Annotated in this window: 10 protein-coding genes; 6 read left to right on the top strand and 4 right to left on the bottom strand. The window is 66.4% G+C overall.

All coding sequences use genetic code 11. The features are described 5' to 3' along the window. Positions 1-58: 58 nt before the first annotated feature. Positions 59-1,354 (bottom strand): citrate synthase, encoded by a 1,296-nt coding sequence (locus tag FS507_RS15405; protein WP_075812411.1) that lies wholly within the window; start codon positions 1,352-1,354, stop codon positions 59-61. 329 nt (positions 1,355-1,683) lie between these two features. Between FS507_RS15405 and serC the strand changes: the two genes are divergently transcribed. From serC to FS507_RS15390, 3 genes are all read left to right on the top strand, one after another. Then, positions 1,684-2,817, top strand: coding sequence for a phosphoserine transaminase (gene serC / locus FS507_RS15400; protein ID WP_145943658.1), 1,134 nt, complete (start codon positions 1,684-1,686; stop codon positions 2,815-2,817). A gap of 91 nt (positions 2,818-2,908) precedes the next feature. After that, on the top strand, positions 2,909-3,979 hold the full coding sequence (gene sepH / locus FS507_RS15395; protein WP_145943657.1) for a septation protein SepH: 1,071 nt from the start codon (positions 2,909-2,911) through the stop codon (positions 3,977-3,979). Positions 3,980-3,985: 6 nt separating this feature from the next. Further along, complete coding sequence (locus tag FS507_RS15390) at positions 3,986-4,930, top strand: DUF6928 family protein (protein WP_145943656.1); 945 nt, start codon at positions 3,986-3,988, stop codon at positions 4,928-4,930. Between the two features lie 5 nt (positions 4,931-4,935). On the opposite strand, the gene FS507_RS15385 is transcribed toward FS507_RS15390, so the two are convergent. Continuing rightward, a complete protein-coding gene (locus tag FS507_RS15385; protein ID WP_145943664.1) occupies positions 4,936-5,802 on the bottom strand; it encodes a TrmH family RNA methyltransferase in 867 nt (288 codons plus the stop codon). Further along, positions 5,789-7,240, bottom strand: coding sequence for an NCS2 family permease (locus FS507_RS15380; protein WP_145943655.1), 1,452 nt, complete (start codon positions 7,238-7,240; stop codon positions 5,789-5,791). The genes FS507_RS15385 and FS507_RS15380 overlap by 14 nt, the downstream gene beginning before the upstream one ends. A 50-nt stretch (positions 7,241-7,290) precedes the next feature. Here FS507_RS15380 and FS507_RS15375 point away from each other — a divergent pair, with 50 nt between their 5' ends. From FS507_RS15375 to FS507_RS15365, 3 genes are read left to right on the top strand one after another with little or no spacing between them, the layout of a single operon-like run. Next, the gene (locus FS507_RS15375) at positions 7,291-8,160 is read left to right on the top strand and encodes a glutaminyl-peptide cyclotransferase (RefSeq protein WP_145943654.1); all 870 of its coding nucleotides are present in this window, start codon (positions 7,291-7,293) and stop codon (positions 8,158-8,160) included. Between the two features lie 7 nt (positions 8,161-8,167). Beyond that, complete coding sequence (locus FS507_RS15370; protein WP_145943663.1) at positions 8,168-9,502, top strand: MFS transporter; 1,335 nt, start codon at positions 8,168-8,170, stop codon at positions 9,500-9,502. Positions 9,503-9,545: 43 nt separating this feature from the next. Beyond that, on the top strand, positions 9,546-10,145 hold the full coding sequence (locus FS507_RS15365; RefSeq protein WP_145943653.1) for a DUF2771 domain-containing protein: 600 nt from the start codon (positions 9,546-9,548) through the stop codon (positions 10,143-10,145). A gap of 4 nt (positions 10,146-10,149) precedes the next feature. Here FS507_RS15365 and FS507_RS15360 read toward each other — a convergent pair whose 3' ends face one another. Beyond that, positions 10,150-10,569 carry a cold-shock protein gene (locus FS507_RS15360; RefSeq protein ID WP_145943662.1) on the bottom strand — a complete coding sequence of 140 codons (420 nt, stop codon included), beginning with the start codon at positions 10,567-10,569 and terminating at the stop codon, positions 10,150-10,152. Positions 10,570-10,727 lie beyond the last annotated feature (158 nt).

The raw sequence follows: 10,727 nt of genomic DNA, 5'->3' as shown, positions 1-10,727 counted from the left end.
GGTCTTCCTTATGCGTCATCCCCCGACGGAGTGTTCACAACCTCCCCGGGAAGTACAACTAGCGCTTGTCGCGCGGGACGAAGGCGCGCTTGCCCTCGCCGGTGTAGATCTGGCGCGGACGGTTGATCTTCGCCGTCGGCTCGTTGATCTGCTCCAGGTAGTGGGCGATCCAGCCCGGGAGACGGCCCATCGCGAACAGGACGGTGAAGAAGTCCGTCGGGAAGCCCATGGCGCGGTAGATCAGGCCCGTGTAGAAGTCCACGTTCGGGTACAGCTTGCGGGAGATGAAGTAGTCGTCGTTGAGGGCGATGTCCTCAAGCTTCATCGCGAGGTCAAGCAGGTTGTCGCCACCGAGGTGGTCCAGGATCTCGTGTGCGGACTCCTTGACGATCGCCGCACGCGGGTCGTAGTTCTTGTACACGCGGTGCCCGAAGCCCATCAGCTTCACGCCCGGCTCCTTGTTCTTCACGCGGTTCATGAAGTCGGTCGCGTCGCCACCGTTGTCGTGGATCTCCTCGAGCATCTCCAGGACAGCCTGGTTGGCTCCACCGTGCAACGGGCCGGAGAGAGCGTTGACGCCTGCGGCGATGGACGAGTAGATGTTCGCGTGGGAGGAACCGACCATACGCACGGTGGAGGTGGAGCAGTTCTGCTCGTGGTCGGCGTGCAGGATGAGCAGCTTGTCCAGGGCCTTGGACAGGACCGGGTCGACCTCGTAGTCCTCGGTCGGGTAGCCGAACATGTTGCGCAGGAAGTTCTCCCGCGCATTCAGCTTGTTGTCCGGGTACATGTAGGGCTTGCCCTTGGACGCGCGGTAGGCGTAGGCCGCCAGCATCGGTACCTTCGCCATCAGGCGGTAGGTGTTCTTCTTCTGGAAGTCCGTGTTCAGCGGGTCGAGCTCGTCCTCGTAGTAGGTCGCGAGGATGTTGACCGAGGACGCCAGCACGTTCATCGGGTGCGCGTTGCGCGGGAAGATCTTGAACTGGCTCTTGAAGTCCTCGTCGAGCAGCGTGTGACGACGGATATTGGCGTTGAAGTTTTCGAGCTCCTCGTCATTCGGAAGCTCGCCGTTGATGAGGAGGTAGCTGACCTCGTTGAAAGTGGCGTTGTTCGCCAGGTCAGCGATGTCATACCCGCGGTAACGCAGAATTCCTTCGCCACCGTCGATGTAGGTGATCTCGGAGAGGGTGGAACCTGTGTTCACGTAGCCGGGGTCAACGGTGGTCAGACCGGTTTCGGCGAGCAGCTTGCCCAGTGCGAATCCGGAGTTTCCTTCGTTGGCCTTGACGATCGGCATTTCGTATTCGCCACCGGGGTAGTGGAGAACGGCCTTGTCCTGGTTGTCGGAAGCCATTGACAGCCCTTTCGTTTATTCAGGTACTTCGATGCTTTCGGTTGTGTCCCCTGGGCCGGAGATCACCGACCCGGGGCCCGCCTCGAGCCGAGCGGCCCGGCATGAATAAAGCTCATACTGCGGACCGTCGACGATCGTGGGATAGGACACACTGTACCCAATACCCCCCGCACGGACACAGTAGGGTCGTACGGTATCCCCGTCAGCCACCCCCGGTACATCCCGGAGTGTGGGACGTTCGGTTCCACGAAATGGCTCGACCAGCTAGGCTGACGACGTTCCCGTACCACCGTGCTTGGAAGACTAGGAAGAGACCAGGAAAGCCGATCATGAGCGACCAGTTCCCCACCCTGCCCGAGAACCTCCTCCCCGCCGATGGTCGATTCGGCTGCGGCCCGTCGAAAGTCCGCCAGGACCAGATCGACGCCATTGTCTCCGGTAGCCGAGACGTCATCGGCACCTCGCACCGTCAGCCTGCCGTGAAGAATCTCGTGGGATCCGTCCGGGAAGGTCTGGCGACGCTCTTCAACCTCCCCGAGGGGTACGAGATCATCACCTCCCTGGGTGGTGCCACCGCATTCTGGGACTCGGCGTCCTTCGGCCTGATCCGCACCAAGTCCGCGCATCTGACCTACGGAGAGTTCTCCGGCAAGTTCGCCTCGGTGTCCAAGAAGGCCCCGTGGCTGGACGCACCCGAGGTCTTCGCTTCCGAGCCCGGGACAGCCCCCTCCCCCGGGCAGCTCGACGGCGCCGATGCCGACCTCGTCGGCTGGGCGCACAACGAGACGTCCACCGGTGCGATGGTGGACGTCACACGTCCGGCGACGGACGCGCTGGTCGCCGTCGACGCCACCTCCGGTGCCGGTGGACTGCCCGTGGACGTCGCCGAGACCGACGTCTACTACTTCTCCCCCCAGAAGTGCTTCGCCTCGGACGGCGGCCTCTGGTTCGCCGCCTTCTCCCCGGCCGCCCTGGAGCGCGTCGAGGAGATCGCAGCCACCGACCGTTACATTCCGGCCTTCCTCGACCTGAAGACCGCCGTAGACAATTCACGCAAGAACCAGACGTACAACACCCCCGCCGTCGGCACGCTGCTGATGATGGACGCCCAGGTGAAGTGGATGAACGCCAACGGTGGCCTCGACGGGATGGTCGCCCGCACCTCAGAGTCGTCCTCCACGCTGTACAACTGGGCTGAGGCCCGTCCGGAGACCTCGCCGTTCGTCGCCGACCCGTCCAGCCGTTCGCTGGTCGTCGGCACCATCGACTTCGATGAGTCGGTCGACGCCGACATCATCGCGAAGACGCTGCGCGCCAACGGTGTCCTCGACACCGAGCCCTACCGCAAGCTGGGTCGCAACCAGCTCCGCATCGGCATGTTCCCCGCCATCGACCCGGAGGACGTACGCACGCTGACCGCCGCGATCGACCACATCCTCGACTCCGGCGTCGCCAACAGGTAGCTGCGCCTGACTCACCCCCGGAAGCTCACGGTCTTCCGGGGGTTTCTGCGCTACTGTGGCGGAAAACACCCAGTGGATGGAGGTCCCACCGATGCAGGAACTGCGGTTCGTCAAAGACGACAGCGACCGGGCGTCCCTCGTTCTCCGCTCCGTCACCGAGGAGGACACCGGCGACGGCACAGAGAGCGCGGGTGTCGCGGAGTTTTTCCTGCCGGTCACCGACGAACTGACGGAGTTCCTCGGCATGCGCGCCGCAGGACCGGACGCCGAGGAGACGACGGCGACCACGGCAACCACGGCAACCGAGGTCGCTGACAGCCCGCAGGAGCCGGTGGCTCGTGCTGTGGAACCCGTACCCTCCGACACCCCCGAGCCCGTCGCCGTCCCGACGCGTGAGCGTGTCCACCTGCGTCCCAAGGAGATCCAGGACCGCATCCGCCACGGCGAGACCGTCGAGCAGATCGTCGCGGACACCGGGATGGAGGACCGCCGCGTCCGTCCTTTCGCCGTGCCGATCGCGATGGAACGCAACCGCATCGCCGACATGGCCCGGGACGCACACCCGGTCCGGGCGGACGGGCCCACCGACGGTCCGCTGCGCGAGGTCCTGGCCGGTGCATTCGCGGCCCGGGGGGAAAGCCTGCGTGCGGCGGAATGGTCAGCGGCGATGGACTCCTCGGACCACTGGATCATTTCGGTGAGCTGGACGAAAGGGAACCGTGAAGGAGCGTCCCGGTTCGTCGCCGACTTCCGCTACGTGCCGGGGGAGGACGGTCCGGCGACAGCAGAGCCGGTGAATTCAGTCGCCTCCGACCTGATCGACCCGCGTTTCGAACGACCTGTCCGCACGGTGTCTCCTGTTGTTCCGTCCAGTCGTCAGGACGATGTCGAGGACGAGGAGCCGGACGAGCCGGTGGGAGAGGCGTCGGGCGTCCCGCCCCGTGACTCCGACGCGACACGCCCGGACAACCGTCCGGTTGATACCGCGTCCGACCCGACGGCGGATGCTCCCGTGGACCTTTTCGGGCGTCGTGCACACCCGGCCGGGGGCGAGAACGACTCAGCCAAGCGGAAGAAGAAGGCGGTCACCCCGCACTGGGAGGACGTCCTTCTCGGCGTGCGGACGAATCCCAAGGCCAACGGCCGGAACAAGAAGAAGTAGACGGCCGTGGGACCCTCCGACTCCTCCGGTTCCGCAGGTGTGCCTGACACGGTCGTGACCCTCTGGTTCGCCACCGCAGCGGTCCCCCGGGACGTCCTCACGGCTGAACCCGTCCCCGACCGTGGTTTCGCCCGCAAGTATCTCGCCCAACTCGGCGTCCGTCTGAGTGCGGAAGGCGACGGTGCGTCGACAGTATTCGGAGACTTCTCCTCCCCCACACACATCGGGGACTTCGACATGAACAGGTCCGCACCTCCGGGGCGCCGCGAGTTCTACATCGGCGGCTACACCGGTCTGTCGATCGTGCAGACGGTCCTCCCCGATGCAGGACTGTTGTCCGAGATCCCCGTACCGCTGCGCGACCTCATCGCCGCCGCGGACATCTACGTGACCTGCCGCACCCCGGACGACCCGGACGGACTCGGCGGCTTCGCCCACTGGTCCGGTGGTGTGCTCAAACGGTGCTTCACGGCCACCCGCGACAAGATCCTCGAGGACAACGGACTTCCCGAACCGTTCGAGGCGCCTTTCTGGGAAGGCAACGTCGAATCGACAGGTATCCAACTGCCGTTCCGGCCGGGTGAGTTCGCCGCCGCAGCCGAGGAATACTGGCTCGGTTTCCGCGTGGAGCGTGAGGGGATCGACATCCCGGTCTGCGCCTTCGCGTTGGACGGTCGCCCGGCATCGCGGCCCAGTCGCCGGAACTCCGACGCATCCGCCACTCCGCACCGTCCGGTCAGCGCCGTCACCCCGAACACGCCCGGGTACGACGACTACGCCGACGGCAAGGAGTCCGCGACAAAGGCAACGTCAGATCTGCTCAAGGGCGCGGCGCTCTCCGCGGTGACCGGGGTGGGCCGGGGGGTCCGCGGTGGTGTGCGTCTGTTGCAGTCGGGCGCACACCGGATCGGCGACGAGGTCCGGCGACGCGCACGCAACGCCGGACGCTGAGTGTCTCAGAACTGCGCGGCGTAGAAACCGATCGCCGCCGACGTCGCCACATTCAGCGAGTCCGTCCCGGCGGACATGGGGATCTTCGCCCGCACATCGGCCGCCCGCATCGCATGTTCGGTCAACCCCGGGCCTTCCGCACCGACCATCACGGCCACCTTGTCCGCCCCGCCAACTGCATCAGACAGTGTCGTGTCCGTGTTCGGCGTCATCGCCACCACCCGGTATCCGCGGGACTGCAGGTCGGCGAGACCACGTTGCCACGTCGTCGGGCGGGCACCGATGTGTGCGAACGGGGTACGCAGCACATGCCCCATCGACACCCGGACCACCCGTCGGTACAACGGGTCCGCACACCCCGCCCCGAGCAGGACCGCGCCGACCCCCAGGCCCGCGGCGTTCCGGAACAGCGCGCCGATGTTCTCGTGGTCACCGACGCCCTCCAACACGGCGATCACCCGGTTGTCCGGCGGAAGCCCGTCCAGCACGGTCTGCGGTGACGGTTCCTCCACCCGGTCGGCGGTGGCGACCAGACCGCGGTGCATGTCGAATCCCGCGGCGTCGGCGAGCACGTCCCGGGACACCTCGTAGAAGGGGACGCCCTCGAGCCCGCGGGCGACCTCGGGGTCGGACGCCGCAGCGTCCCGTAACTGGTCCAGACGGTGAGCGAAGCCCACCACCTGGCGCACGGGGAACCGCGACGCCGCCAGCCGCGGCACGACAAGGTTGCCTTCGGCAACCACCAGGCCCTTGCCCCCGGGCAGGTCCGGACGTTTGTCCGAGGAGTTCAGGTCACGGATGTCGTCGAGACGGGTGTCGGTCGGGTCAGTGACCGTTACAGGAGCGTCCGGCACAGCTCTACCCCACCGCATCCATGATCGGGTCAATGGCGAAGTAGACCACGAACAGGATCGCCACCAGGTACATCAGCCAGTGCAGTGTCCGGCCCCGTCCCGTCACCAGTGCCATGATCGCGTAGGCGATGAACCCCATGCCGATCCCGTTGGCGATGGAGTAGGTGTACGGCATGATCACGATCGTCAGGAACGCCGGAAGGGCGATCTCGAAGCGGGAGAAGTCGATCTCGGTGATCTGCCCCATCATCATCGCGCCGACAACGACCAGCACCGGTGCCGCGGCCTCGATCGGCACCACGGAGTACAGCGGGGTCAGGAACATCGCGGCCAGGAAGATCACGCCGGTCACCACGTTCGCCAGGCCGGTGCGGGCGCCGTCGCCGATACCGGCGGCGGAGTCGACGAAGACGGTGTTGGACGACGCCGACACCGAACCGCCGACGGCGGCACCGGCGCCTTCGATGATCAGGGCGGTGCGTAGGTTCGGCAGGTTGCCCTGCTCGTCGACGAGACGCGCCTGTTTACCCAGCGCGGTCATGGTGCCCATCGCGTCGAAGAAATTCGCCAGCACCAGGGTGAAGACCAGCAGGCATGCGGAGAGGGCACCGATCTTCGCGAAGGCTCCGAAGAGGTCGACGGCACCGACAAGGCTGAGGTCCGGCACGGAGCCCAGTGAGTCCGGGATCTCCGGGGTGGCCATCTGCCATCCCTTGCCCTCGCCGAAGTCGCCGGTGAACGCCTGGACGATCATCGCGAAGACGGTGGTGACAATGATGCCGATGAAGAGTCCACCGCGGACCTTCTTGGCGACGAGGATGCCGCAGACGACAAGACCGAGTACGAAGGTTGCCGTGGGCCAGGAGGCGATCGACCCGTCGATTCCCAACGTGACCGGCACCGTGGTCCCCGCTGCATCGGGGATGCGCTGGACGAATCCGGAGTCCACCACACCGACCATGGCGATGAAGAGGCCGATACCGACGCCGATCGCCGCCTTCAGCGAGTTCGGGATGGCGTTGAAGACGGCCTCACGGAAACCGGTGACCGCGAGGATCACGATGATCACACCGTCGATCACCACCAGCCCCATCGCCTGGGGCCAGGTGAGCCCCTCCGAGGCGACGAAGGTGACCGCCACCAGGGTGTTGATCCCCAGGCCGGCGGCGATACCGAAGGGGTACTTCGCGAACACCCCGAAGGCGATCGTCATCACGCCGGCCGCCAGCGCGGTGACGGCGGCGACCCGGGAGGTCCCCAGGACGTCGCCGTTGCCGTCCTCGACCGTCCCCAGGATCAGCGGATTGAGGATGATGATGTAGGCCATCGCGAAGAACGTCACGATACCGGCGCGGACCTCCGTGCCGATCGTCGAACGGCGTGCCGTGATGTGGAAGTACCGGTCGAGGGCCCCTGGTGCTGGTGCGGCGGTCTTCTCGCCGATGGAATCTGACATAAGTAGTAAGAATCGCACCAGGCAGGTCTGCGTGCAACCGGTGTGGCAGCATGGGCGGTATGACCCCTCGCGTTCAGTCGGCGCCGCGTGGCGCACGTACGGTGTCCATCCTGTCCGCCACGATGCTGACGGTCGCGACGACCGGATGCTCCGCGGCCGAGGATGGCGGGGATCCCGTGGATGCAACGTCCGCCGTCCCGGTGCTGACGGCCGAGGTCACCGCGGAGCATCCCTTCGATCCATCGTCCTTCACCCAGGGGTTGGAGGTCATGCCCGACGGTGACCTGCTGGTGTCGACGGGGTTGAACGGCGAGTCGCGGATCTACCGCGCCCCCGTCGACGACGCGGCCTCCCCCACCGTCAGCGAGGACCTCGACGAGGGGTACTTCGGCGAGGGGGCCACCGTGCACGGGGACACGGTCTGGCAACTCACGTGGAAGTCAGGTGTCGCTTTCGCCCGGGACGCCGAGACCCTGGCGGTCACCGACGAAGTCTCCTACGACGGTGAAGGGTGGGGACTGTGTTCCGACGGTGACCGGTTGGTCATGTCGGACGGCTCCCCCACCCTGACCTTCCGGGATCCGGCGACTTTCGCCCCGACCGGCAGCGTGGAGGTCACCCTCGACGGTGACCCCGTCGACGAGATCAACGAACTGGAGTGCACGGGTTCCGGGGACGAGAAGTCCGTCTGGGCCAATGTGTGGCACTCCGACCGCATCCTTCGCATCGACCCGACCACCGGTGACGTGACCGGGGTGGTTGACCTGGACCTCCCCGCAGGTGACAGGGACGGTGCGGACGTCCTCAACGGCATCGCCGAGAACCGGACCGACCGGGCTAACGGAGCCGACGGCACCAGTTTCCTCGTGACCGGGAAGCTGTGGGACACCCTCTACGAGGTGCAGTTCAGTGAGGAGTAGCGGTGTGATGTCCCGGTCGGCCAACCGGGTGTACGGCCTGATGGGTGCCGACGGGGCACGCGAGTCCGGACTGACCGCACTGATGTACACCTCGATCGCGAACTTCGCGGTGGACGCCGTCCTGGCGGTCTCGTTGGCAGGCACACTGTTCTTCTCCGCAGCCGAGGCAGAGTCGCGGACCTCGGTCGCCGCCTACCTGCTGGTGACGATCGCACCCTTCGCCCTGCTCGCTCCGTTGATCGGGCCAGCGCTGGACCGGATCCGCACGGGTCGCCGTCTCGCGCTCTCCCTGACTTTCGCCGGCCGGGTGATCCTGGCGGCGGTGCTGCTGCAGAACTTCAACTCCTGGATGCTCTACCCTGCGGCGCTGGGCATGCTGGTGCTGAGCAAGTCCTACGGGGTGTTGAAGTCCTCTGTCACCCCCCGCGTCGCCCCCCAGGCACTCGACCTGGTGCGTGCCAATGCCCGGTTGACGATCGCCGGGCACATCGGCGGCTCCCTGGTCGCCGGCGGCCTGGCAGCGGCGATCGCCTATGTCGTCGATCCCCAGGCGGCCCTGTGGCTGCTGATGGTCGTGGCGTTGTCGGGGATCTACGGATGTGCCCTGATCCCCTCCACCGCAGAACGTGGCCAGGACGAGGTCACGGTCAGCCCCTTCGTGCCGGAGGACCCCGTACCGGCGACCGGGGTGCGGCGCGGACGCGGTAGTGAACCCATGGTCACCAGATGGCGACGCTCCATCCGGGTACGCTTCCCCGATGCCGCACGGACCTGCATGTGGGCGACGGCCCTGCAGCGGTGTGGAACCGGGTTCATGACGATCTACGTGGCGTTCGTCGCCAAGTCGTCCTCCCATCTGTCAGGTGTCGAACAGCTCTCCATGCTCGCCGTCGTCGGCGCGGCCGGTGGTGTGGGCACGTTCGCCGGTAACGCCCTGGGCTCGCGGATCCGGTTTGCCCGGCCCCAGCGCGCCGTCCTCGTCCTGGGGGCGCTGTCGCTCGGAGCCGTGGTGTGCGCGGCGGTGTGGGACGGGATGGTCACCGCCGCCGTCGCCACCGCTGTCATGTCACTGGGCAGTGCGATGTCGAAGGTGTGCCTGGACGCGGCGATCCAGTCCGGACTCGACCAGGCGGCACAGGCGTCGGCGTTCGGTATGTCCGAGACCGCGCTGCAGTTGTCGTGGGTCTTCGGCGGCACACTCGGGATCCTGCTTCCCCCGGAGCTCACCGTCGGTATGGCCGTGCTCGCCGTCGTCGGTACAGTGATGTACGCCAATGTCATCGCCGCGGCGCGTGGCGTCGGCCTGGGTGCCCTGATCGGCCGGGCGAGGAGCCCCCGGTGAGCACGCCCGAACCCGACCACCGTGGACAGGAGTTCCCTACCGAATGAGCACCGAGAAGCAGACGAAGAAGCAGCGGCGCCGGGCTGCCCAGCGTAAGCAGTACATCACATTCGGGGCTATCGTGCTCCTGGTCGTGGTGGTCGCGGCGGCGGTGCTGGGTTACCAGTACTGGAGCGACAACCGCCCCGCCACGGACCCACAGGATCTGCGGGTGACGGTGACCGACGCCTCCGGGGACGAGCAGGAGTACGCCCCCTACTCCGTCTGCCAACGGTTCACGGGTGACTGCGACGAGGGCAAGCCGTCCACGATAGAGGTGGGGCCCGATGACGAGGTCACCCTCTCGTTGCCTGAGGAGGTGACCAGCCAGGACTGGTCACTGCTGCAGATCTTCGACGATCAGGCGGCGAACATGGAGAACACCTGGGCCGCCGGTGAGAAGTCGGAGGTCACGGTACGGGGTTCCGCGGATACGGACGACGGGGACGCCAGACTCAGTGTGGTCGAGGTCCATGCCCTGATTCTCGGCGAGGAAGACGGCGAAGAGGTGCCCTACGGCGTGGTCTGGGCCTTCAACACCGGTGTGGAGCCGGACCCCGCAGCCGACCCCAGCTCTGACCCCGGCTCCGACTCCGGGGAGTAGCCGGTCAGCTGTCGAGCTCGCGGGCTATGGTGCGCAGGATCTCGGCGACCTGCCGCCCTTCCTTCCGGTCGGGACGGCGCCCCGCCTCCAGGCTCGGCTGCACCCGCGACTCCAGCAGTGTGACGGTGTCCTGGACCAGTTCATGGAGCTTGTCGGGGCTGTACTTGTGACCCCGCGCCCCCTGGGAGCCCCTGGACCCCTTCTGCGGTGACGACACCGGCCCGTCATCCAGTACAGTCACGCGCATGGCCTGCGGGCCTTTCCGCGCTTCGGCGAAGTCGTACTCGAGGCGCTGCCCCTTGTGCAGCTCGGTCACTCCCTCGGGAAGCACCTGCGATCCGACGTAGACGTCCTCACCCTCGGGGTTGGAGACGAAGCCGAATCCCCGGTCCGGGTCGTACCACTTCACTTTTCCGGTCGGCATGATGTCGGCCTGTCCTTTCTCTACATTCTCTCTACTCACGGATGGGGAATACACCAGCTTACCCGTGGGGTGCCACGGGTGCCCGCCCGCGCCTGCGCACCCCGGAATGCCGCCGTGGACCAAAATGTGATCAAGGTCACACATGAATAATAACGGTT

Origin of the sequence: Corynebacterium glyciniphilum AJ 3170 (assembly GCF_007673095.1) — a bacterium.
Lineage (GTDB): Bacteria > Actinomycetota > Actinomycetes > Mycobacteriales > Mycobacteriaceae > Corynebacterium.
The sequence above is the reverse complement of the archived record's forward strand: the minus strand, read 5'-3'. Positions and strand labels throughout refer to the sequence as shown.